This window comes from Lunatibacter salilacus, assembly GCF_009797935.1.
GTDB classification, from domain to species: Bacteria; Bacteroidota; Bacteroidia; order Cytophagales; family Cyclobacteriaceae; genus Lunatibacter; species Lunatibacter salilacus.
This window is the reverse complement of sequence record NZ_VOLC01000007.1, coordinates 246539-271805: the sequence shown is the minus strand read 5'-3', so window position 1 is coordinate 271805 and position 25267 is coordinate 246539. Positions and strand designations below refer to the sequence as shown.

The following is a 25267-nucleotide window of genomic DNA, read 5'->3' as shown; positions in this document are numbered from 1 at the left end:
TGTCCGGTGTAAAATGTTTTTGGTCGTGTACGGACAAATTAACACGAGAGTCAAGATCATCTGAAGAATTGAGGAAAGCTATCTATAAAGACTTGTTTTTCAGTGCTGATTTGAAAAAATTCAATTCATTAGTAGTATGGGGTTGGCCCGGCAGGGACTACCGGGTGGTCTATGGATATCAGACAATCTATTCGGTACGTTGGAGAGGGAAGGAGAGTAAATTAGAAAATGAAATATCACGGGAAGACTATTTCTTAGTTTTCATATTGAAGAATAAAAAGCCTTACGGAATGAAAAATGATAAAAAAAGCCGGAATCCTATCAGATCCCGGCTTGTCCTTATTTTGTGAGGTACTTATCTACGATGGTCTGGGAAATCCCAGCAAAGGAATAGCCTCCGTCATGAAATAAATTCTGCATGGTCACCATGCGCGTATAGTCTGAAAATAGGGTGATAATGTATTCAGCACATGCCTCTGCCGAAGCATTGCCTAGTGGGGACATCATGTCCGCAAAATCAAAGAATTCATCAAAACCGTTTATTCCGGATCCCGCGGTGGTTTTTGTGGGCGATTGGGAGATGGTATTTACTCGAACCTTTTTCAGTAGGCCGTACCGTTGTCCATAATTTCTGGCAATACTTTCCAAGATCGCCTTTGCTTCTGACATGTCACTATAGAAAGGGTACGACCGCTGTGCGGCTATGTAGCTAAGTGCCACCACTGAACCCCATTCGTTAAGTATATCTTTTTTTTCCGCAATCTGTAACATTTTATGAAACGAAATAGCGGATACATCATAGGATTTTTGTACCCAATCATAGTTGAGATCACCGTATGACCTGCCTTTTCGGACGTTGGGGGACATGCCGATGGAATGGAGTATAAAATCAAAGTTTCCGCCCAAAAATTCCTTAGCTTCGTCGTACAACTTCTCTATATCCTCCACGGAGGTAGCGTCAGCGGGAATTACGATAGTATCACAGGCCGTGGCCAATTCATTGATAGCACCCATTCGCATCGCAATCGGAGCATTTGTAAGTACAAATTTAGCTCCCTGTTCCTTAGCCTTCAATGCAGCCTGCCAGGCTATGGAGTTTTCGTCAAGGGCACCGGTTATTATCCCCTTTTTTCCTTTTAATAAATTTTCAGGCATAGTATATGTTTATTTTTGGATGATTATTTGGTAGTGGGTACCGCAAAACTAATTAATTTTAATTGATTTTTTCTATAAATGCGGCACATATGGGGAATTACGGCAAGAATTAGCCTGCCAAAAGTTCCTTTGCACTCTGAAAAGCACTTGCCGATGGATTTGCTCCTGCAATCATTTTGGCGATTTCCGTCAGTCTATCTTCGGGTGAAAGTAATCTGATTTTACTGATCGTTTTCTCCTGACTGTTGTCCTTATAGACAAAATAATGCTGGTCGCCTTTGGCAGCGACTTGAGGTAAGTGGCTGATACATATTACCTGATGTTTCTTAGATATTTCCTGCATCATCTTTACCAGCTGAAGGGCAATCTCCCCGGAGATCCCAGTATCAATTTCGTCAAAAATCAAGGTGGGCAGGGCCACCTTATCGGCCATGATGTACTTAATGGCAAACATCAACCTTGCAAATTCCCCGCCTGAGGCCACTTGACCGATTGGCTGTGGGGGTACCCCTTTGTTTGCGGAGAAATAGACTTCTATGGCATCCGTACCTGTGGCATCAGGCAGCATTTCTTTACGCTGTATGTTTACCCTAGCGTTTTCCATACCCAGCTGCTGAAGCAGCACCCGTAAATCTTCCGAAAAGGTGTCCATACAGGCTACCCGTTTGCCTGACAATATTTTCGCCTGTTCCATCAAGTGCTTTTTGGCCGCAGCAAGCTGATCCTGCATTTCCTGGAGCTTTTCCTCCAAGTGGTCCACCTGAAATACCTTATCGGTCAATTCCTCGGCTAGAGCTATCAAACCCTCCTCAGAATCTATTCCGTGTTTCTTCTGCAACTGGTATATTTTGCTGAGCCGTTCGCGCACGTTCTCCAATTTTTCAAAATCCACCTCCAGTCCGTCATCCTCTTTTGCCAGCGTATACTGTATATCCTGTATTTCTATCCAAGCACTCTGAAACCTGTCCCTCAATTCGGCAAACTGCTTTCCAAAATTCCCCAAATCCTGCAATTGATGTGCAACTGCTCCCAATGCCTTTAGAGCTCCTAATTCTTCATGATCCAGATAGGTGTTGGCCTCATTGAGTTTGGCCTTGATTTCTTCGGCGTGCTCAAGAAGGGATTGCTGTTCTTCCAATTCTTCCTGGTCACCTGCCACGAGGTTTAACGCAGCCAGTTCGTCAAGTTGAAATTTGTTGTAATCGGCTTCTTTTTGAAGTGCCTGAGCTTCTAAGGTCAGTTTTTCAAAAGCCCTTTTCGCTTGGGTATATGCCTTATATGCGATTCGGTAGGAAGATTGTTCATCAGCCGTTTGGGCGTAGTTGTCTACAAGCGCCAGTTGATAGGAGGAAGCTCCCAGTAGTAAATTTTCATGCTGGGAATGAATATCCATCAGCGTTTTCCCAAGTGTTTTTAGGGATTCGAGACGTACGGGCGTATCATTGATAAATGCGCGACTTTTGCCCGAAGGGGCAATTTCCCGCCGGATGATACAGGTATCCTCATAATCCAGGTCTTCCGACTCAAAAAATCCATGCAACCCGTAGGATCTGATTTGAAACACACCTTCAATTACGCATTTGGTTTCATCGTCGTAGAGGGATTTGGTATCGGCACGGTTACCCAAAAGCAACCCTATAGCGCCGAGCATGATTGACTTTCCCGCACCAGTCTCCCCGGTGATCATATTGAGCCCCTTTGATGGATCCATCTCCAGCTGTTGGATCAACGCATAATTGGTAATACTTAAATGCGTTAGCATGGTGGTTTGGTTTATGGTGCCTTAAAAAGTTGTAAGTTACAATCAACCTTTCAGAATATCATTGTATTTTCTGGAGTTGTTGGGGTCTACACGGAGTAAAACTTCCACCGCCTGTTGGCGGATTTCCAAGGGGGCACTTTTAAGTACTTTACTGATTTCGTCGGATTTGGCATCCATAAAGCTGATAGTAAGGATACTGTTTGGCTGGACCTGATTGGCTTCGGATACTTTCTGGATTGCCTCTAGGATGTTTTCATATGCTTCCTGGGGGTTGGTGGTTAGCAAGTCCAGTCCCATGCGGTGGTACAGATAGTACGCATCCCGAATAGGAACCAAAACCTGTGAAGCATATAGGTCGTTGGACAGCCAATATCTGTTCCTTTTATCCGAAGGGTTTTGGTTCCATCCCGGACGGGGTGACTGCTGTGCATTGGCTACAATATTGCTGGCAATCTCAAAATAGGGATTGCCGCCTCTCGGCGAAAAAGAATCGTAATCCAGCCCCAATGCGATATAGGCATAAAAGGACAACAGTGATGTCACGTTGTTCAGATATGAGAATCGGTTAAACTCCATAGGCTGTGATTCCACGTACTCAAAGGTCCAATTCCTGTCCGCAAAATTGAAAAGTAAGGTTTCGTAGTTTGATCCATAGACGGGCCGAACCGTCTGGATCTGCACAGTGGCAGAAAACAAGCCTACTTGTGGCATGTCATTGATGGTGATCAGTAGGTTACCTTTGATTCGTTCTTCTTGGCGAAATTCATCTTCAATCCAACTCCTGCCGTTCAAATACTGCTCGAAGGCAGTCTTCATGTTGGCGAATACATCCCTATCTTGGGTTCTCGCACGCTCGCTGTTCACTATTACGGTGAAATTCAACTGCTGCGCGGTAACCGATACTCCTGATAGAAGTTGTAGCCCCATCGCACTCGTAAAGAAAATCATCAGAAAATGTTTCATAGCTAGCTATTTAGTGATATCTGCGCCGATACTAAATATAAAACGAATTTATATCTGTTCCTGTTTGTCCAGGTGGGTTTTTATTAAATCAACTACCTGTTTGGCAATTTCCCGTTTAGGCAGTACCTCGGAAACCAACGAGGTATGGTCTTTAAAAAAATATGTCACTTTGTTGGTATCAGTTTTAAAACCAGCGCCTTTGTCCTGAAGGGAGTTGAGCACGATAAAGTCAAAATTTTTCTTTCCAAGCTTTTGAATGGCATTTTCCTGTTCGTTCTCTGTTTCTAAGGCAAATCCCACATGAATTTGCCCTTCCTGCTTAGATCTACCGAGCGTGAGGGCTATATCCACATTCTTTTTCAGAGTAAGTGTGAGACTTTCCCCAGATTTTTTTACTTTTTGGGAAGAAACCTCGGCAGGACCGTAATCGGCAACAGCTGCGGCAAATACCACGCAGCAGGCAGTCGGATGAATCGCTTTGGCGGCCTCATACATATCTTGTGCGCTTACCACCGGAATGACGTCAATGTTCGGGTGTACTATTTTCAAATTGGTAGGTCCCAATGCCAGATGGACCTTTGCGCCCCGTTCTGCGGCTTCATGGGCGATGGCGATGCCCATTTTTCCACTTGAATGATTGCTGATATAGCGCACCGGATCAATGGCTTCCTGGGTGGGGCCTGCGGTAATTAAGAATACTTTACCCTTCAAGTCCATCTGAGACCGAAACGATATAGATACCTTATCTATCATTTCTTCCGGTTCCATCATTCTTCCTTGGCCGTGAAGTCCACTGGCCAGCTCCCCTGTACCTGCTTCCAGGATGGTCACTCCGTGACGCAGAATGGTATCAAAGTTTTGCTGTACACTAGGATGCTTATACATGTCCAGGTCCATAGCGGGTGCTACCATGACAGTGCATCGGGCGGAAAGGTAGGTAGCGACTAGTAGGTTGTCACTTTGGCCCTGAGCCAACTTTGCCAATGTATTGGCACTTAAAGGGGCAATAAGAAAAAGGTCTGCCCAAAGGCCCAATTCCACATGATTATTCCATTCCCCTGATTTTCTGTCAAAGAAATCTACGAGAACGGGATTCTTTGAAAGAGTAGACAGGGTCAAAGGGGTAATAAAGTCAAGAGCAGAAGTAGTCATAATGACTTTTACTTCTGCTCCTTGTTTTATAAGCAATCTAATAAGTATGGCGACTTTGTAGGCAGCGATACCGCCCGTTACACCTATAAGAATCTTTTTACTTTGTATGGACGACGACATGCGTGATTACTCAGCCACTTCTTCGTCAGGGATTCGGAATAATACTTTTTCTTCCATAAATTCCTCCATCGCCAAGGAAGTTGGCTTTGGCATTCTTTCATAGAACTTGGAGATCTCGATCTGCTCCTTGTTTTCGAATACCTCCTCTAAGTTGTCTACCGTGGAGGCAAACTCGGAAAGCTTATTGTTAAGCTCTTCCTTCATGTTGGTCGAAATCTGCTTGGCTCGTTGGGAGATCACAAAAATAGATTCATAAAGATTCCCGCTTTTCTCAGCGATTTTTTCCAAATCACGTGTGATGATTGATTGTTGTGCAGCCATGTTATTGATTGAATAGTTAATTTTCTACGTTTCTTAATGCTTCGCTAGCTTCTTTGTTTCGGGCTTCCTCTTCCTCGATTATACGTTTGGCTTCGGCAGTTCTTTTTTCGTAATCTTCCTTGAGACGGTAATGGGACTCAAGTTCTGTTTGCGTGGAGGAGAGTAGGTTGTTTACTTTTTTCACATACCCGCTTTCCGGATATTTTACTTTGAAACTTTCCCCAAACGTCATGGAATCTTTTAGCCGTTCTTCCTTTTTGTCAAATACACTTCTTTGTGCGTATGAAACGCTAACTTCGACTAGCTTAAAGGCCAGCTCCTCATTGTATTTGCTATCTGGGTAAGATTTGGCAAAGTTTTGGAAATTGATAATACAGGCTCTGTAAAATTCCCCGGGAAACAAACCTTCTGTAAGGCGGTAGTACATTTTTGATTCCTCAAAGGCTTTCTCTTCAAAACGTCTCTGTAAGTCATCTATCATGCTGAGGGCCCTTTCATAGGAATCAGATTCCGGGAATCTGTTCATAAATAGCTGTATGGCATTTACCGCATCCCTGCTGCTTCTTTGGTCCAAATTATAGTCCGGAGAATCTAGGTATAGCGAGTAGGAGTTCATAAACAATGCCTCTTCTGCCAAAGGACTTCTATTATAGGTGTCAAAAAAGGTTTTGAAATACCCAGCAGCTTCAATGTACCTTTTTGTCCGAAAATGGGAATAGGCATAATTAAATTCAGCCAACTCTGCTTTTCCGCTTCCCCTAATTACCGGTAACACCCGGTCATAAAGTATAATAGCTTTGTTGAATTCCTTTTTATCGTAATATCTGTTTGCAGCGTCGTAGAGATCATCCCAGTTGGTGCTTTTTTCCAATTTATAGAACTCTCCGCATGAAGATAACGCTCCAAGTAGGATTAGGGTAGTGAAAAGGAGGATAACTTGTTTTTTCATAATTAATCGGCAAATATAGGGGATTTTTTACTCGTTATCAAATGACTGAAAGATCGTGGGCGAAATCAGGGAGGCGTTACCTCTTTACAACGAGTTTCTTGGTGACAATATTCTTGTCATCGATAAAAATAGTATATACATATACACCCGGATTCAGATCCGTAACATTTATTTCAAGGGTAGTGTGTAAAGGGTCAAGCCTAAAATCATATATGGGGTTGCCAATAAACGTGTTGACAACCACTCTTGCTTTCACCGCGGGGTTTTTGATTTTATAATCCAATTGAGCCACCCGAGTTGCGGGGTTGGGATAAACGCCGCCGATTTCGATGTCTTTGTGATTAAAATAATTTTCGTCTTCTTCGCTGGCGACATTGTACACTCCTTCGATAAGGAACATGTCCCTTGAATTGTCGGTGTTGTAGAAGTGAAGGTCAAAAGTTCCCCGTGTTTCAATAATGCCCAAGTCAAATTCCACATATAAATCTGTGTAAACTTCACCTGGCTTTAGATTGATTTTGATTTTGGAGGCCTCCTTTACCGGGTCAAAGCAGGTTCTGTCCAAACATATCTTCATGGATTGGGAAGAACCGATATTTCCGCGCAAATACCGTAGGAAATATTCTTTTTCTTCATCTGAATCATTTTGGAGAATGAGGGACTTTCTTTGGGAGGTGTTAATTTTACCGTTGAATTCGATCCTCTCACTTAAGACACGTACCTGTCTAGCCTCAGCCATAGGCTGCGTCAGCAGAAGGAGGGTGGTCAAAAACAAAAAGAGAGATTTCATGTAAACAGTTTAGAATAGGCGATAAATGATTTTAGTTTTGTTGATCGATTTCCAGTATATACGTATAAAAATACCAAATAGGTTCCGGTTTATAAAATGTTATGGGTTAAAAAACGTTAACTTTTTTGAAATTTTTTCCTGATTGCCCCGTTAATTGTTCCAACTTAATAGTCAAATATCAATATAAGTGCTTTCTGTCCCGTTAATTGGCAGGGTTGTCGATAATTATTTGTACTTCGTCATTTTTCGGGTAGGGTAGGGTTACATCCGGTTCGTTGAAAAAATTAAACGGATCTTCTTCTCGGATACGGGGAGTTCTCCATGCGTTGATCATGGCCATCGTCGGACGTTCTTCGATTCGCCATATAAAACCCTTAAGAGATTTCTCGTCCTCTTTTATCATATGGGGCGGTGTAAAAGAGGCCTCCGGCTTGATGGTATGCGAAATTTTGGACACCTGATTGTCCTGAAAGTGCATGATGATCCTCCCACAGAGCAACTTATTTATGCCTCGGATAGTCGTGTCATTTTCCAACGCGAAATAAAGGGACTCTCCATTTCCTTCTACGTCCAGTTTACTCATGTCCCCATCCAAAAAATAACCTGTCATTTTCCTTCCTTTTATCTGGTTGTAGTTTGAGACAGTATCTTTGGTAATGGCAAAACTATTACTTCTCAACAAGGCTTTTTCGATATTCTGGTTGGAGATCAAAATCTGAATGCTGTCCGCTGTAATCTGACTCTTGTGGTTCCACATGACCGGATCATTATACAGGTAGATGGTGGAGTCTGCATACCGGTAAACCATCGAATCCGCTCTTCCCGCCATTTCGGACTTGATCATACGCATGTCTGGGAAGGCTAACAAAAACCGCTCTTCAGGATCCTCACTGTCCTGCGAAATCAGTGTATCAGCTATCATAAAAAGAGTATCCTGTTCAAAGTATTTTCTGACCAAAGCATTTCCGATTACCTTGGAATATTGCGTTTCTTCCCAATATTTACCTTCCTCACCAAAGATTTCTATTTCCCGTTCCTTATTATATATACTGACATTTTCTATCGCCTCATAATATTGGTTGGCTTCATCGTAGAAGAGAATTTCTCCATAGACAATGCTTGTTTCGGTCTCTACATCGCCATCATAAAACCGGAATAGTTTATTTTCGGTATCATAAAAGCTCCCCCGTTTGGCGTTAAGCTTGTTTCCGTCCGTGGATTCCACATTGGTAATTCCTTCGGTCTCCGCAGTTTTGGGGATGGTGAAGTAGAAAAGGATATTGGATTTGAGGATATAATCGGGGTTTTCGAGAACCACATTTTCCGTAAAGGTGATCTTTTCAATCTGGGTTTGGTATAGGCCTTTTTCACTCGTAAGCACGTTGGTACTGTCTACCACCTTTCCCGAATTAAAGTAGTTCGCTTCAGCGGTTTCCCGGTCATAGTCCAAATAATCGGTGTAAAGGGTAGTCTCGTTGTTTTTAAAGATTACGTTGTTGCGAAGCTTGGCCAGTAAGGTGTTGCCATCATATTCCGCATATCGACTGGTTACCACAATTGGATCTTCCTGATCAACTATACGCACACTTCCAAAAAGCTTGGCCAAATTTTCCTGCCCATAAAAATGTGCCGAATCGCAGTAGATCAAGGAGTTTTGGTGCTTCAAAATTACATCGTCTTTGAGTCGGTCAAATCCCATTCCACTCAAAAGCCGTTCAGCATTGATAATTGTCAAACGGCCATCGGAATTTCCTGCTCCCTGAGCCAGGGCATGGAGCAAGAGTCCAAAGAAAATTACGGGAAATACCGTTAAAAACAATCTTAATTTATCCATGCTTCTTTTAAACCTGAGGCAAAATTAGTAGAAATTGGTATTTTTGGGTTATGTTGGACAGATTTAAAACTCATATTCATTCTTCGGGACTACTGCACAAAGGGAAACATTACCTGCTGGCCATCAGTGGTGGGATAGATAGTGTGGCGCTTGCTTACCTGCTTTCGCTTGCGGGATTTACTTTTAGCATGGTCCACTGCAACTTCCAGCTTCGTGGCGCAGAAAGTGAGGAGGATGAACAGTTTATTCGAAATCTGGGTGCCAATCTAGTAATAGACGTAAAGACCAAGCGTTTTGATACATTGCCTTACAAAAAAAACTTTGGTGTCTCCACGCAAATGGCCGCACGGGAGCTCAGGTACGCTTGGTTCGAGGAATTGGTGCGGACTGGTCAAGGGGATGCGGTTTTGGTAGCGCATCATGCCGGGGATCAGGTGGAAACGGTCCTGCTCAATTTGTTGAGAGGAACTGGCATAGAAGGTGTCTATGGGATGGCGGAGCATCGGGAAGGAATTATTAGACCTTTGTTGCCTTTTAATAGAGAAGATATTACAGCTTTTATGGGAGCAGAAGGCCTGGCATGGCGGGAAGACAGTTCTAATGAGAAAAGTGAATACAAACGGAATGTGTTGAGAAACGAGGTGTTGCCATTATTGAAAGATACGTTTGGTGATGTCAACCAGCAATTGGCGAACAGTTTTGGACGTATCAAGGACACTGGACAGGCCTTCTTTTATTTTTTTGAAAGCTGGAAAGCAGCGCAGGTAAAAGTTGCAAATCCTTACGAATATCTGGCCTTTGCGTCTCTGGAGGGGATACCCGGCAAATCCTCCATACTTTTCTATTGGCTTAGGGAGTACGGGTTCAATTTTGCGCAAGTTCGAGAGATTGTGCAGGCCATGGATGCTGGGGCCACTGGGAAAATTTTTGAAGGAACAGGTTTTATGCTAAATATTGATCGGGAGCATCTCATCTTGGGACCTAACCGTAAAACCTTTGAAGGGCTTAGGGTAGAGGCGCATGACGTAGAATTAACGTTGGAGGCTGATTCGTATGATATACTGATTTTGGGCGAAGGGCAGGCACTGGACAAGGATCCGAAAAATGCAATGCTGGACAGGGATTTGTTGACTTTCCCCCTTCAGATCAGAAATTGGGAGGAAGGAGATAAATTTAAACCTTTGGGGATGCGGCATTTTAAGAAAATCAGTGATTTTTTAATAGATTTGAGAATCCCTTATATTCAGAAACAGCACATAAAGGTACTTTGCTCGGGCGAAGACATAGTATGGCTGATCGGGTTTCGCATAGATGATCGGTACAAAATCAGTTCGTTTACTAGGCAAGTAATGTATATCAAACAAAAGTAATCATGTACAATCCATTTAAAAAGACTTATTCGGAGGCTGAAAAGCGGCAGTTTGATTTTTTGTCAAAAATCAAATTTTTTGAGCGATTAAGGTATTCTGAACTGGTTCATTTTATTCCAGCCATACACGAAAGAAAATACTTGAAAAATGAGGTGGTTTTCTTTCGCAATGACCCCAGTCAGGCATTATATATTATGGATAAGGGGAGGGTTCTGTTAAGTATAGACATCAAAGATTCTTTTGAAACCATTTTGACAGTGAATGCGGGGACTGCTTTTGGGGAGAATTCCTTGCTGGAGGGGTCAAAACGGATTTACACGGCTATTGTGGATTCTGAAGAGGCTACGTTATGGGTAATTCCAAACTATGCCATTTTGGAGATATTTGAAAGTAATCCCAAGATTCAGGCAAGAATGCTCACCTCCCTTTCCGAATTTTACAATCAGAACAACAAGCGCTTATTTTCCTCCTACCAAAATTCTTACGGGTTTTTTAAACTTGGGCAAATGTTTGAATAATATAATGGATCACTTCCTAAAAAGGGCTTTCTTTAATATCTTAGCGCAAATTTTTAAAAAATTAAATTAAACCAAACATATATTATGACTAAAGTAACAGTAGTGGGTGCGGGAAATGTCGGAGCAACTTGTGCCGATGTATTGGCGTACCGCGAAATCGCTGAGGAGATCGTATTAATAGATATCAAAGAAGGTGTAGCTGAAGGAAAAGCTCTTGATATTTGGCAAAAGGCACCCATCAACGTATATGATAGCCGCACGGTAGGAAGCACCAATGACTACACCAAAACCGCAGGTTCAGATGTGGTAGTCATTACATCTGGCCTACCACGAAAGCCAGGAATGACTCGGGATGATTTGATCGAAACCAATGCGGGAATAGTAAAGATGGTTACTGAAAATGTAGTGAAGCACTCCCCGAATGCGATCATTATTGTCGTTTCCAATCCGCTGGACGTCATGACCTATCAGGCACATATCACTTCGGGATTACCTAAGACAAAGGTCATCGGAATGGCAGGTATCTTGGATACCGCCAGATACCGTGCGTTTTTAGCCGAAGCGTTGGACATTTCCCCCAAAGAAATTCAGGCCATCCTTATGGGAGGACATGGAGACACTATGGTTCCTCTTCCAAGATATACTACGGTTGCGGGTATACCGGTTACTGAACTCATTGACAAAGACAAACTGGATGCCATCATCGAACGAACCAAGTTTGGCGGCGGAGAATTGGTCAAGCTGATGGGGACCTCTGCCTGGTATGCGCCTGGCGCGGCTGCAGCCCAAATGGTGGAATCCATCGTTAAAAACCAAAAGCGTGTATTCCCAGTCTGTATCAAACTAGACGGCGAGTATGGAATCGATGACTGTTACCTAGGAGTACCTGTGATTCTAGGTAAAAACGGTGTTGAGAAGGTGATAGAACTTGACCTCAACGACGAAGAGAAACAATTGCTGGAGGTTTCTAGGTCACACGTCAAAGAAGTAATGGCTGTGTTGGACAAACTGGGAAGCAAATAATACGATCTCAGATAAATTCTTTTAAAAAATCCCAATTTTAATTGGGATTTTTTTCGTTATTGGCATTACGGTAAATCTAAAGAACAGCAATTGAATACGTTGAAGACTATATTGGTCATTGTTTTAGTGGTAATGTTGTCGATTGCGGCATTTCTGGCATTTAATAATGATTTCTTTTTTAAAAAAACCGATCCCCTTAGCTTGATTCCATCCAACGCGGTGATGGTTTTTGAAACTCAGGAACCGGTGTTTGCCTGGAACGAGATCGTCACCCAGCCTATTTGGGAGCGACTTTCCAGTATTCCGGCACTAAAATCAATGGAGCAGCAGCTCATGCATTTGGACAGTCTTACCGGGAAATCGGGGAATTTGGACAAAGCGCTCAAAGGACAGCAGTTTGTGCTTTCCCTACATCCGATTGGTAGAGATGATTTTGATTTTCTTTTTGCCATAGGATTTCAAGAGGTTGACTTGCTGGAGGATTTTTTATCCCAAACAAAGGGTAGGGTAGCTGATCCTTCCCGTATCAAAACCCGTAATTATAGCGGCGTCACCTTACATGAATATCCGCTTTCGTCCGGGAACGCAGTTTTTACCTTTGGGGTGTATGAAAACATCCTTTTAGCCAGTTATACATCTTTTTTGGTGGAGGACGCCATTCGTTTGGTTAAATCCAACGAATTGAGAAATTTCAAAGAATCCCACGCCGTACTGTTTCAGTCAGAGGAGAGAGCTGAGGGAATGGGACTACTTCGAGTAGGGTCCTCCGGCATGTCAAAATTATTTGCTTCAGCAACCACTGACCGAACAGATGATTTTTCCCGGCAGCTAAACGATCTTCAATTGGCGGCAAATTTCCGATTCGCTTTTGAGGAGGGTAAGGTTAACCTTTCCGGGGAATTGCTGCCACTATCCGGTGAGCAATTTATGAATACATTCACTCCTGGTAAAAATTTCGCGGAATTTAATGCATTAATTAGTAACCGCACCGCAATCTTCCGGCACCACCATTTAGCTCAATCCGAGAACCTGCATCCCCGGTTACGCGACATATCGCAATTTAGAAATACCATATTGGCCGAAATAGAAAGCCAACTGATTTCCCGCGGTTTTTTCGACAAACTATCCGGTGAGGTAGGATTGATGGTTTTTGAAGGTTTAAATAGGGAGGAGTTGGAGAAAGTGCTGCTTATTCCAGTTACGGATGTAACCGCTACATTGAGCATGCTGGAAGACTTTTCCGTGCAGCTTAATCAGGGCGATCGTGAGTTGCTAGTCAAAGACAGGCACCGGGGACATGAGTTTTTCCCACTTGGGCTGGAAGAATTCCCCATGCATTTGTTTGAAGGTAGATTTGAAGGATTCAGTGAGACAGTAGTTTCTTCGATTGGGGAATATGTCATATTCGCCAATTCAATCAGAACGTTGAAAAACTTTTTGGACGACTATGGAAATGACAGCATGTGGGGCAAATCAGTTTTTCAAAAGAAATACTTAGAAAGTATCCCCAATACGGCTGTATTTAGTCAGCTTATTGACGTCACCAAATTTTACAACCTGATGTTGCCCACACTTACCCCAAATTGGCAGTCTGTTTTTCAGAAATATGCGCAGGAGATTCAGGCTTTTCATATGATATCTTTAATTATTACCGCTGAAAACGGAAAGGTGAATGTGCAAGTATCATTTGATTACCAATTGGATCCGATTCGTAAAACAACGGACATTTTACTTACCCGATCTCGGGAAGTATCCTTTAACCGGACCCTGGTATATGGGCCAAAGGTGCTGGAAAACTTCACCGATAGGAGCAAGGAATATTTGGTTCAGGATGAAGATATGACATTACATTTGGTTAACAGTGGAGGAGATAGGGTTTTTTCAAGAGATCTTTCGGGAGCGATCTTAGGCCAGGTGTTTCAGGTGGATTATTACAAGAACGATAAGCTACAGGTAGTCTTTGCCACCAGGGATGGGATATATGGTTTTGATCGGATTGGAGAGTCGTTGCCGGACTTCCCCATCGTTCTTCCTGAGGGACGGAAGGTTGCCCATTTCAATATGGTGGACTACGATAAATCCAGGGATTATCGTTTTTTTGTATCCGACGAATCAGGGGATCTTTTTATTTTTGACCAGCGTGGACAATTACTGGAGGGGTGGAATCCCAGGAGGTCCACAGGGCGCCTTGTGACTCCTCCAGCCCATCATCGAATCCCTGGTATGGGGGACTTTATGGTTTCTTTTCATGAGAATGGGAATCTTGAAATTATGAACAGAAGGGGTGAGTCCAGAATCGGGTCCCCAGTCCGCTTGGGTGAATCGGTATCTACCGAGTATGGACTGACAGACAGAGGAGGGAGTGTTGCCCAGCTGGTCACCATCAATGATGCCGGGGAGCTTGTTAAAGTGAATTTCAGTGGGGAATTGACCTATAGAAACCAGTTGCTCCGGCCGGATAGGGAAACTAAATTCAATATAGTACCCAACCAGAATGGCGATAACTTTTTAATAGTAATCCATGAATTTAACAAAATCAATGTTTTGTCACAGGATGAAGAACCTCTTTTCAATTGGAATATTATGTCGGAAGACCTGTATTTTCAGTTGTTCTCGTTTGGCTATCAAAAGGATATTTTTGTGGTAATCGACCGGGTGCAGGAATTCGTCTATTTATTTAATTTAAAGGGTGAATTGTTGAATTCCAAGCCGTTGAATGGAAAGACTCCAATATCCGTCAGCTTTTCAGGAAGTAGAAATGAATTTTTGATTCATACGGTTTTTGAAAAGAGCTTGATGGAATTTAAGCTTCCGATGTAACACTGGGAAGACCGATTTAATTTTGCTTACCTTTGTGCCGAATTTAACTGTCTCAAACTGGGGTTTGCCCATTTAATAAAAACACAGTAAATAAGAAATGAAGAATTGCATCTTATTCATGATGATGGCAGGTTTTTTCCTGTTACATCCTTTTTTATCATCCGCCCAATTCCCCGATTCACCCCCAGGCTTCCTAACAGATTCTTCGGCTTTCGATGATTTTTCAACTCCATATAATACGACTTTAACTTTCTTTCATAATTTACAGGAGGGTAATTTCAAACCGGAAATATCCGCAAAGGCACTGGATGTAAGTAGAATGGGTGGTGCCAATGCCAATTCCCTAGCTGTAAAGCTAAAACAGATTTTTGATGGTAAGGGCGTTTACGTGCGGATAAATGAAATTCCCAATGAGAGGAATTATATCGACTCCCTTGCAAACAATGACCAAAAATATTTCTTTGACAAGACTATTTTACCAAACATTTACCTTGAAAAAGTTGGGGATAAATGGCTTTTCTCAGCTTATACAGTTTCCCATATCAATGATCTTCACCAGGAGACATACCCTTTTGGCACTTCCAAATTATTGAATTTTCTTCCTAAAATTGGAAACCAAATTTATTTTGGATTACATCTGTGGCAGTTGGTTGGGCTGTTTTTCCTGCTTCTTATGGTGTTTTTAAGCCATAAGATTTTTACCATCATTGTAGACCGCGGCATCCGGTATGTATTGGTGAGGTCAGGGTATGGTGGATTGGCGGAAAAGTTCCTATTGCCAGTGGCGAGGGTGGTAAGTATATACTTGATTGTTGCTTTATTGGCCATATTTATAAGAGTCCTTCAGCTTCCGATTTTTATCGTTTCTTGGGTCACACTGTTATTAAATGGGCTTAAGCCTTTTCTCGTGACCATCATCTTTTACAAGTTAGTCGACGTTCTTTCTTCCTATTTGGAGCGAATGGCTGAAAAAACAACGTCAACTTTAGATGACCAGTTGGTTCCGTTGGTTAGAAAGACGCTTAAAACATTCGTTATCGTAATTGGTTCCCTTTTTGTCTTAAAGGATGGCCTGCGGGTAGACATCGTCCCGTTTCTGACCGGACTTTCTATAGGAGGACTTGCTTTTGCCCTTGCGGCGCAGGATACACTGAAAAACTTTTTTGGGTCTGTTATGATTTTTATAGACAAACCGTTTCAGGTTGGTGATTGGATTACCAGCGGTGAGGTGGACGGGACGGTCGAAGAGGTGGGATTCAGATCCACCCGGATACGGACATTTCGAAATTCCCTAGTGTATATACCCAATGGGAAAATTGCGGACGCCACCATTGACAATCACGGGCTAAGGCAATACAGGAGATTTTACACTACCATTACCATCACCTATGACACCCCCCCAGAGTTGATAGAGGTCTTCGTGGAAGGATTGAAAGAATTGGTTCGCAAACACCCAAATACTAGAAAAGATTATTATAACGTCTATTTGAACAACCTGTCAGCTTACAGTTTGGATGTCATGTTTTACGTATTTTTTGAAGTGCCCACTTGGCCCATAGAGCTAAAAACGAGGGAAGATTTGATTTTGGGCATCATACGGCTTGCCAATAATCTTGGCGTTCGTTTTGCCTTCCCAACCCAAACACTACATATGGAAACCTTCCCGGAAAAAAAAGGATTGATGCCTGTCTATGAAGAGGGAAAGGCCATTTACCAGCAGCGGTTGGAAAAGTTTATCCAGCAGGAATCCGGCAAATAAGGTGAGTAATTTTGTCGTAAATGAAAAAGAGCATCCGGATATGGATGCTCTTTTTTGTGAGGTCGAGAGCGGATTCGAACCGCTGTACGAGCTTTTGCAGAGCTCTGCCTAGCCACTCGGCCACTCGACCATTCTGTAATCGGAATGCAAATGTAGTCATTATTGAGTTTTATATCAATGGACACCCTACATTTTTTAATTAAATAAATAGAGGACACATTCTTTACAATATCCATTTATGAAAAACCATAATAACGAAGGAATTGCAACTGCAGAGAAAATTAATTAGCAGATAAAGTTTATTTATATTCTTTCTAAATAAATGATTATTAAAAACCAATCTCCTTAACCATCTGATTTACAATAAAATAACATATTAAATCCTGATATGCTCAATTACATGCTGTTCAAATTGGTAAGTTTGAAAAATAGAAGTTGGGTAGTACATTTGTGGGGAATTTCAATGTCGTGGAATAAAATTGAAAAAATTAAATAAAACTATGTCTATCAAACGCTCATTCTTAGGGGTGCCTATCCATTTAGGAACATTGTTGCTGGCTTTTTTCCTCGTTGGAGGCGTGGATGCCTATGCGGTAAACCCCGATGTATCGGATAGTGAAGATGCCATTCAGGCAGGGCAGGCCTTGTTCAATGCGAACTGTAAGACCTGTCACAAGTTGGACCAACGGTATACGGGTCCGGCATTACGTGGTGTTACTGAGCGTAGAGAGTTGGATTGGGCTAAACAATTCATCGTCAATTCCCAGCTTCTAATTCAAAGTGGTGACGCTGCCGCGGTTGCGCTATACAGGGAATACAATAACATTGTAATGCCTTCACATGACTTTCTAAGTGATGGTGATGTGATGAACCTGTTATCCTATATTGAATATGGGGATACCGCTGAAGCTGCTACCGAAGCTGGTGCCGTCGGTGAGGGTGGAGCTACTGGGGGCGGAGGCGTTCCAAGCGAATACCTGACCATCATGCTGGTTGTTTTAGTATTCGTTCTGTTACTTATTCTGGTAGTATTGGGACTGATCGTTTCCGTTCTCACCAAATACATGAATTCCAGTGACAAGTTGGATGACGAGGATAAGGCATTTATCAATCAGAAAGGGAGTGTAAAAAAGTTGTTGACCAGTGATGGGTTTATTGTAATTGTAACAACTATAGTACTTGCCCTAGTAGTGAAAACAGCTATTGACGGCATCTACGGTGTAGGAATTCAGCAAGGCTATGCACCTGCACAGCCAATTGCCTATTCCCATCAACTACATGCCGGCCAATATGAAATTCAATGTCAATATTGCCATACCGGCGTGGAAATTGGCAAGTCAGCCAACATCCCATCTGCGAATATTTGTATGAATTGCCACATGCACATTCAGAATGTAGGAGGACAGGAGGGGATTTCTCCTGAAATTGCGAAATTATATGATGCGTATGATAATAATAGGCCTATAGAATGGGTGCGGGTACACAACCTTCCTGATTTGGCTTATTTCAACCATTCCCAGCACGTAGTAGTGGGTGGCATAGAATGCCAGACCTGTCATGGTCCTATCGAAGAGATGGAGGTTGTATATCAGCATAGTGCTTTGACGATGGGTTGGTGTATAGACTGTCATCGTAATACAGAAATCGCCTCTCAGGGAAATGAGTATTACGACAAGTTGGTCCTTTTGCATGCCGACTCTAAAGATGCACTGAAAGTAAAGGATATTGGCGGATTGGAATGTGCTAAATGTCATTATTAAAAAAATAATCTTACGAAAATCTTTTCAATAAGAAATGAGAGATAATAAAAAGACGTACTGGAAAGGGTTAGAACAGTTGACCAACGATCCTGAATTCGTAAAACATGCGGATAAGGAATTCGCCGAAAACCTCCCGCTTCATAAGTCCAACGAGGACGGAAGTGCATCCAGAAGGGATTTCCTGAAAATGATGGGTTTCAGTTTAGCGGCCGCATCTTTGGCAGCTTGCGAAGCTCCTGTCAGAAAGGCTATTCCTTATGTTACCAAACCTGTGGATATAGATCCCTCCGTCCCTAATTATTATGCTTCAACCTTTGTTTCCGGTGGAGACTATGCATCGGTGGTTGTTAAAACCAGAGAGGGTAGACCAATCAAAATTGACGGTAATACGCTCTCTCCGATTACCCAGGGAGGAACAAGTGCTATTGTAGAATCTTCTGTATTGTCTCTATATGACAAGCAGCGAATTTCCGGCCCCCATATCAATGGTGAAAAGGTCACTTGGCCCAACTTCGACGTTGATCTGTCATCTAAACTTAGTTCTGCAGGCACCGTCAAAATAGTGACAAACACCATCCTTTCTCCCTCTACAGAAAAGGCATTGGCTGCATTCGCAGAAACCATGGGTAATGTTGAAGTAGTTACTTATGATCCAATATCAAATTATGGTATTACAAAAGCCAGTGAAACATATTATGGCGTAGGAGTATTGCCTTCCTATTATTTTGACAAAGCCTCGGTCATTGTAAGTTTTGGTGCTGACTTCTTGGGTACTTGGATCTCTCCTATAGAATATTCCAAACAATACAGTAAAGGACGGAAAATCTCGAAGGAGAATTCCAACATGTCCCGCCATTTCCAATTTGAATCCAACCTGTCTCTTACTGGTGCCAATGCGGACTACAGAACTCCCATAAGGGCATCTCAAAGCGGGCTGGCTGTATTGGCATTATATAATTTATTGGCTAGAAAAGCCGGAGCCGCCACAGTAAATGCTCCGGCCATTGAAATCAACCACCTGTCCAAGGCTGCGGATGAACTCTGGGCGAACCAAGGAAGTGCTTTAGTAGTATCTGGGTCAAATGATCCAAACGTACAGGTAGTGATTCATGCCATCAATGATTTACTTCAAAGCGCCGGCAACACGCTTTCGTTAGCCCAGGCGGCTCATTTCCGAAAAGGAGACGATGCTAGAATGAATCAGTTAGTTACTGAATTAAATGGAGGTAGCATAGGAGCTGTTATTTTTTATAATTGCAATCCTGTTTATGATTTTGCAAGAGGAACGGAATTGGCAGAGGCTATAGCCAAAGCTAGAGTTTCAGTATCCACAAGCGAGGCCATGAATGAAACAGCCGCTAAAGTCCAATATCTTGCTCCAGATCACCATTTCTTGGAGAGCTGGAACGATTTTAACCCTAAAGTAGGGGAGTACAGTTTATCCCAGCCAACTATCTCTCCACTGTTTGATACACGTCAAGCTCAGGAAAGCATGCTGAAGTGGGCTGGAGTATCAACTCCTTACTATGATTTTTTACAAGCCAACTGGAGAGAAACCTTTTTTACCTCCGGTGAAGTAAGTGGAGATTTCCAACAGTTTTGGGATGAGTGTCTCCACAACGGAGTATTTCATGTTTCCAATGAAGGGCTCGGTGAACCTGCCTCTTTGGGAGATATTAGTGCTTCCGCCGCAGCTATTGGAACCAGCTACAGAGGAGATAACACTGGGACTGAACTCGTGGTTTACGCCAAAGTCGGAATTGGATCCGGTGCTCATGCCAACAATCCATGGCTACAGGAAATGCCTGACCCGATCTCAAAAGCTACCTGGGACAATTATTTAACTGTATCCCAAAAGTGGGCCAATGATAACGGCTTGAAGATGTTTGAAGGTGCTACCAAGTTGGCAAATTTGACTGTAAACGGGAAATCTATATCAGTTCCCATTTTGGTCCAGCCAGGTCAGGCAGACGGCACTGTTGGTCTTGCGTTGGGATATGGAAGGACTGATGCCGGTCGTGTTGCCAGCGGCTTAGGAGTCAATGCCTATGCCTTGCTTGATAGCTCCAAAGGCTTCGTCAATTACGACGTCACCGAAGGTGTGACAGTTGAATTGACCGGAGATAGTTATAAAATTGCTCAGACACAAACCCACCAGACCTACATGGACCGTAATTTTGTGGTTCAGGAGTCTACGTTGGGTGAATATAAAAAGGATGCAAGTGCCGGCAGGTACCATCCGAAAGTTTACAAAGAGGGGGAATTCTTCAAACCTTCCAAAATCTCGCTTTGGGCAGGTCACAAGTACAGCCAACATCACTGGGGTCTTGCCATCGATCTGAACTCCTGCACTGGTTGCGGAGCATGTACTGTAGCTTGCCAGGTTGAAAACAACGTAGCCGTGGTAGGAAAGCAGGAAGTTCTCAATAGAAGGGAAATGGCTTGGATAAGGATTGACCGGTATTACAGTTCTCCAACGGGAGCAACTAGTAATAAGGAGTTGGAGCAAGCGGCTGATAATCCCGAGGTAATATTTCAACCCATGATGTGCCAGCACTGCAACAACGCTCCATGTGAGACGGTTTGCCCGGTGGTAGCGACTACGCACAGTTCAGAAGGATTGAACCAAATGACATACAACCGTTGTATCGGTACCCGATATTGCGCAAATAACTGTCCGTATAAAGTACGACGGTTTAACTGGTTTAAATACCACGACAACCAAGATTTTGCCGGATATAACGTGGCTCAAAACGATGATATGGGCAAAATGGTATTGAACCCTGACGTTACGGTGAGATCCAGAGGCGTAATGGAGAAATGCTCCATGTGCGTTCAGCGTATTCAAGCAGGAAAATTAACAGCCAAAAAAGAAAGAAGAAAAATCCAAGACGGTGAGATCAACGTGGCCTGTGCGGTTGCGTGTCCTTCCGAGGCATTGGTATTTGGAGATATGAATGATCCTGAATCGAAAGTTTACCAAATGCTTAAAATCCAGGAAAATACAGATTCTGCTTTTAAGGAAGTAAATGAGGAAAGAGCCTTCCATGTGTTGGAGGAAATCAACGTCAGCCCCAATATTTGGTATTTTACCAAAATTCGAAACAAGGATATAAACGAAGCTTAACATTTTTAAACAATAAAATATGCAGGTATCTTCATCCATTCGCGAGCCGCTGGTTACCGGTGGTAAGACATACAAGGACGTTACCAATGACGTGTCCCGACAAGTGGAAGGCAAACCGACACTTAGCTGGCTCTTGGCCCTTGGCGGTTCGTTGGTTGTACTTCTATTAGGGAGCTTAGCTCTAGTTGCCACCCTTTGGGAAGGCATCGGTATGTGGGGTCTAAACAAAACTGTAGGCTGGGCTTGGGATATTACCAATTTCGTATGGTGGGTTGGTATCGGTCACGCCGGTACGCTAATATCTGCCGTATTGTTGCTCTTCAGACAGAAATGGAGAACTTCCATCAACCGTGCTGCCGAAGCAATGACGATCTTCGCCGTTATTTGTGCTGCCTTGTTCCCGCTCATTCACATGGGCAGACCTTGGATCGGTGCTATTTGGGCGCTGCCCCTTCCTAATACCTATGGTTCTCTTTGGGTTAACTTCAACTCACCGCTTCTTTGGGACGTTTTTGCGATCTCTACGTATTTCGCCGTTTCTTTGGTGTTTTGGTACATCGGTCTTATCCCGGATTTTGCTACGATCAGAGACAGGGCAACAGGGATGAGAAGAACGATTTACGGAGCTTTGAGTTTTGGCTGGGATGGTGCCGCAAAGACATGGATGAGATACGAATCGGTATCGTTGATCTTGGCAGGTCTGGCAACTCCTTTGGTACTATCGGTTCATACCATCGTATCCTTTGACTTTGCTACCTCCGTAATTCCAGGATGGCACACGACTATTTTCCCTCCTTATTTCGTTGCAGGTGCTATTTTCTCCGGGTTTGCTATGGTGCTTACCCTGATGATAATCACCCGAAAGGTTTTCAAACTTCAAGATTATATCACCATCGGACACATTGAACTGATGAACATAGTGATTATCATCACCGGTTCAATAGTAGGCATTGCCTATATCACTGAGTTTTTCATCGCCTGGTATTCTGGCGTAGCTGCTGAGCAGTATGCTTTCGTAAACAGGATGTTTGGACCATATTGGTGGGCATACTGGTCTATGATGACCTGTAATGTAATCTCTCCACAGTTGTTCTGGTTCAAGAAAATTAGGACTTCCATAGTGGCCACATTTATATTGTCCATTGTCGTGAATATAGGAATGTGGTTTGAGCGGTTTGTTATCATCGTGACATCTCTTCACAGAGATTTCCTACCATCATCTTGGGTTATGTTTTATCCCACAATCACTGACGTTGGAGTATATTTGTTTACGTTTGGGTTCTTCGGTACGTGTTTCTTGTTGTTTGCCAAATTCTTCCCAGTGATTAACATGGCGGAGGTAAAGGCGGTACTTAAATCTTCATCTGAAAAAGTAGTTAAATAATCATGGAAAGAGATAGTAATTTTATTTTAGGAATCTTTGACGATGAGGATGTATTGCTGAATGCCGTTAAGGATGTAAGAAAAAGCGGCATTAAAATACATGAGGTTTACTCCCCTTATCCTATACATGGTTTGGATGAAGTCCTCGGATATAAACGAAGCAGGTTACCCATTGCTGCCTTTATGTTTGGCCTTTTAGGAACAACTTTGGCCCTTACCATGCAATTTTACATGAACAAGTTTGACTGGCCGATGATCATTGGAGGAAAGGATTTCGCTTCAATTACCTTTGTGCCGGTTACCTTCGAACTTACAGTTTTGCTTGCGGCATTTGGCATGGTAGGGGTATTTATGGCAACTAGTAATCTTAAGCCATGGGGTCAGCCCAGAATCTTTGATCTTCGCAGTACGGATGACAAGCATGTCATGGCCATTGATATCGCCAACAATGCATCTTTGACAACTGAGGCAATTAGCGATGTGTTAAAAAACTCGGGTGCTACGGAGATAAATCGTAAAAATTTTGAATAGGTAATTGATAACATATGAAAATTACAATATCCACATATTTAATGGCAATTGCTGGTGTTTCAGTAGGATTAGCATCCTGCAGTGCTTCCGGTGATTATCCGGGGACTGAATATGCTCCGCAAATGTACCATTCGGTAGCCTATGAACCGCTCACCCAAATCAAAAATGAAGAAGAAGGCATGTGGCTTTCAAACCGGGAAGACGGTAAGGGTGAGTTTTTCAATAGTAACATCAATAATCCGAATGGCATGAACATGCGGGAACCTGTACCCAATACAGTTCCAAGAAGCAATAACGGCACTCTTCCGTATCGATTGCGAGTCGCAGATCTTGAAGGAGCTGCTTTAGTTGAAAATCCAATTGAATCTTCAGATGAAGTACTGGCCCAAGGTGGTCAACTCTACATGCAATATTGTTCCGCATGCCACGGTCCGGCTGGAGAAGGAGACGGAAAAGTTGGAGAAGTAATTGGTGGTGTTGCGAACCTGAAGGGTGGTGCCTATTTGGAGCTTTCTGACGGACACGTTTTTCACGTCATTACTCATGGTAAAGGAAGAATGGGTCCTCACGGATCCCAGATTTCAATCGAAAAAAGGTGGAAAATTGTGCACTATGTTAAACAAGAAATCCAGAAATAAGAAATGGCACAAGGAACTAATTATAACTTAGATCAAAAATTTGATTTTACCGCCGGTCTTAAGAAAACGGTGATTACGGTTGGAGTGGCGGGAGCCGTTCTTCTCGTGTTAGGGATTCTTCTTGGAATGTTTGGTGGACACGGCCATGAGGGAGATGCTGATCACCATGCCTTTCATTGGAGTCAGCGACTTTTCGCCAATCTTTGGATCAATAATGTTTATTTTACAGGAATAGCCATTATCGGAGTTTTCTTTTTTGCAATTCAATATGCCGCTCAGGCTGGATGGTCGGCTCCATTGGTTCGATTGATGATCTCTTTTGGTCATTGGCTGCCTATTGCCGCGGTATTGATGCTTGGAACATTCTTTATAGCCAATCACGACTTATTTCACTGGACCCACAGCTATGTTTACGACAAGGGAACGGAGACCTATGATAGGATCATAGACGGAAAAGGAGCTTTCTTTTACTGGCCTTTAGAAAAGGGTACCTTCCCGGTTTTCTTTATAGTTAGGATGATTCTGTTTTTTGGGTTTTGGGTTTTCTTTTTCAATAAATTGAAAAATCTATCCCAACAGGAAGATTTACATGGTGGTAACAGCTATTGGTATGCGATGAGAAAATGGTCTGCCATTTTCTTGGTTTTCTTTGCCGTTTCATCTTCAATGAGTGCGTGGGATTGGGTAATGTCCATTGATACGCATTGGTTTTCCACCTTGTTTGGTTGGTATGTGTTTGCATCTTGGTTTGTTGCCGGTTTGTCCGCTATTACCCTTTTTATTCTCTTCCTAAAGGACAGGGGATATCTTGAAATGGTTAACCAAAACCATATTCACGATATGGGTAAATATGTTTTCGCATTCTCCATTTTCTGGACTTATATCTGGTTTTCGCAGTTCTTGTTGATCTATTACGCCAATATCCCTGAGGAGTCTGTTTATTTTATTGAGAGACTCTCCAGTGATGTGTATGGATCGTTCATTTATGTAAATATAGGCTTAAACTTTGTGTTGCCGTTCTTTGTTCTAATGACACGAGATTCGAAGAGACATGGTGTATTTCTAAAGCTTGTATGTACCTTGATTCTATTTGGACATTGGATAGATTTCTTCCTAATGATTCAACCCGGTACATTGGGACATAATGGAGGTATTGGATTAATGGAGATAGGTTTGTTGCTAGTCTATGCTTCGGCTTTTGTCCTGGTGGTTTTGACTAATCTTTCCAAAGGAAATTTGATAGCCAAAAATCACCCCATGTTAGAGGAAAGTCTTCATCATCACATTTAAAT

19 protein-coding genes and 1 tRNA gene are annotated in these 25267 nt (G+C 42.7%); 11 read left to right on the top strand and 9 right to left on the bottom strand.

Going from position 1 to position 25267, the window contains the following annotated elements; translation table 11 throughout:
• Window positions 1-339: 339 nt before the first annotated feature.
• The 8 genes from FQ608_RS12010 to FQ608_RS11975 form a co-directional block, all read right to left on the bottom strand.
• Entirely contained in the window at window positions 340-1155 is an 816-nt protein-coding gene (locus tag FQ608_RS12010) for an enoyl-ACP reductase FabI (RefSeq protein ID WP_158858468.1), read from the bottom strand.
• A 109-nt stretch (window positions 1156-1264) separates the two neighbouring features.
• Window positions 1265-2917, bottom strand: coding sequence for a DNA repair protein RecN (recN, locus tag FQ608_RS12005; protein ID WP_158858467.1), 1653 nt, complete (start codon window positions 2915-2917; stop codon window positions 1265-1267).
• 42 nt (window positions 2918-2959) lie between these two features.
• Window positions 2960-3865 carry a type IX secretion system protein PorD gene (gene porD, locus FQ608_RS12000; RefSeq protein WP_394351659.1) on the bottom strand — a complete coding sequence of 302 codons (906 nt, stop codon included), beginning with the start codon at window positions 3863-3865 and terminating at the stop codon, window positions 2960-2962.
• A 63-nt stretch (window positions 3866-3928) separates the two neighbouring features.
• Window positions 3929-5152 (bottom strand): bifunctional phosphopantothenoylcysteine decarboxylase/phosphopantothenate--cysteine ligase CoaBC, encoded by a 1224-nt coding sequence (coaBC, locus tag FQ608_RS11995; RefSeq protein WP_158858466.1) that lies wholly within the window; start codon window positions 5150-5152, stop codon window positions 3929-3931.
• Between the two features lie 6 nt (window positions 5153-5158).
• Window positions 5159-5473 (bottom strand): DNA-directed RNA polymerase subunit omega, encoded by a 315-nt coding sequence (locus FQ608_RS11990; protein WP_158858465.1) that lies wholly within the window; start codon window positions 5471-5473, stop codon window positions 5159-5161.
• Window positions 5474-5489: 16 nt separating this feature from the next.
• Window positions 5490-6422, bottom strand: coding sequence for an outer membrane protein assembly factor BamD (locus FQ608_RS11985; RefSeq protein ID WP_158858464.1), 933 nt, complete (start codon window positions 6420-6422; stop codon window positions 5490-5492).
• A gap of 76 nt (window positions 6423-6498) precedes the next feature.
• A complete protein-coding gene (locus tag FQ608_RS11980; protein WP_158858463.1) occupies window positions 6499-7212 on the bottom strand; it encodes a T9SS type A sorting domain-containing protein in 714 nt (237 codons plus the stop codon).
• Between the two features lie 202 nt (window positions 7213-7414).
• Window positions 7415-9046 (bottom strand): OstA-like protein, encoded by a 1632-nt coding sequence (locus FQ608_RS11975; RefSeq protein WP_158858462.1) that lies wholly within the window; start codon window positions 9044-9046, stop codon window positions 7415-7417.
• Window positions 9047-9096: 50 nt separating this feature from the next.
• Between FQ608_RS11975 and tilS the strand changes: the two genes are divergently transcribed.
• The 5 genes from tilS (at window position 9097) to FQ608_RS11950 (ending at window position 16536) form a co-directional block, all read left to right on the top strand.
• Entirely contained in the window at window positions 9097-10416 is a 1320-nt protein-coding gene (gene tilS, locus FQ608_RS11970) for a tRNA lysidine(34) synthetase TilS (RefSeq protein WP_158858461.1), read from the top strand.
• 2 nt (window positions 10417-10418) lie between these two features.
• Window positions 10419-10934 carry a Crp/Fnr family transcriptional regulator gene (locus tag FQ608_RS11965; protein WP_158858460.1) on the top strand — a complete coding sequence of 172 codons (516 nt, stop codon included), beginning with the start codon at window positions 10419-10421 and terminating at the stop codon, window positions 10932-10934.
• An 84-nt stretch (window positions 10935-11018) separates the two neighbouring features.
• Window positions 11019-11957, top strand: a complete 939-nt coding sequence (mdh, locus tag FQ608_RS11960) for a malate dehydrogenase (protein WP_158858459.1) — start codon at window positions 11019-11021, stop codon at window positions 11955-11957.
• A 90-nt stretch (window positions 11958-12047) separates the two neighbouring features.
• Window positions 12048-14777, top strand: a complete 2730-nt coding sequence (locus tag FQ608_RS11955; RefSeq protein WP_158858458.1) for a hypothetical protein — start codon at window positions 12048-12050, stop codon at window positions 14775-14777.
• 97 nt (window positions 14778-14874) lie between these two features.
• Window positions 14875-16536 carry a mechanosensitive ion channel family protein gene (locus FQ608_RS11950; protein WP_158858457.1) on the top strand — a complete coding sequence of 554 codons (1662 nt, stop codon included), beginning with the start codon at window positions 14875-14877 and terminating at the stop codon, window positions 16534-16536.
• A gap of 59 nt (window positions 16537-16595) precedes the next feature.
• Here FQ608_RS11950 and FQ608_RS11945 read toward each other — a convergent pair.
• A tRNA-Cys gene (locus FQ608_RS11945) sits at window positions 16596-16666 on the bottom strand.
• A 370-nt stretch (window positions 16667-17036) separates the two neighbouring features.
• On the opposite strand from FQ608_RS11945, the gene FQ608_RS11940 reads away from it, so the two are divergent.
• From FQ608_RS11940 to FQ608_RS11915, 6 genes are read left to right on the top strand one after another with little or no spacing between them, the layout of a single operon-like run.
• Entirely contained in the window at window positions 17037-18296 is a 1260-nt protein-coding gene (locus tag FQ608_RS11940) for a c-type cytochrome (protein ID WP_158858456.1), read from the top strand.
• Between the two features lie 34 nt (window positions 18297-18330).
• Window positions 18331-21423, top strand: a complete 3093-nt coding sequence (locus FQ608_RS11935) for a TAT-variant-translocated molybdopterin oxidoreductase (RefSeq protein ID WP_158858455.1) — start codon at window positions 18331-18333, stop codon at window positions 21421-21423.
• 19 nt (window positions 21424-21442) lie between these two features.
• Window positions 21443-22807, top strand: coding sequence for an NrfD/PsrC family molybdoenzyme membrane anchor subunit (gene nrfD, locus FQ608_RS11930; protein ID WP_158858454.1), 1365 nt, complete (start codon window positions 21443-21445; stop codon window positions 22805-22807).
• Window positions 22808-22809: 2 nt separating this feature from the next.
• Window positions 22810-23337 (top strand): DUF3341 domain-containing protein, encoded by a 528-nt coding sequence (locus FQ608_RS11925; RefSeq protein WP_158858453.1) that lies wholly within the window; start codon window positions 22810-22812, stop codon window positions 23335-23337.
• Window positions 23338-23351: 14 nt separating this feature from the next.
• Window positions 23352-23975, top strand: coding sequence for a c-type cytochrome (locus FQ608_RS11920; protein WP_158858452.1), 624 nt, complete (start codon window positions 23352-23354; stop codon window positions 23973-23975).
• 3 nt (window positions 23976-23978) lie between these two features.
• Window positions 23979-25265 carry a quinol:cytochrome C oxidoreductase gene (locus tag FQ608_RS11915; protein WP_158858451.1) on the top strand — a complete coding sequence of 429 codons (1287 nt, stop codon included), beginning with the start codon at window positions 23979-23981 and terminating at the stop codon, window positions 25263-25265.
• Window positions 25266-25267: the final 2 nt, after the last annotated feature.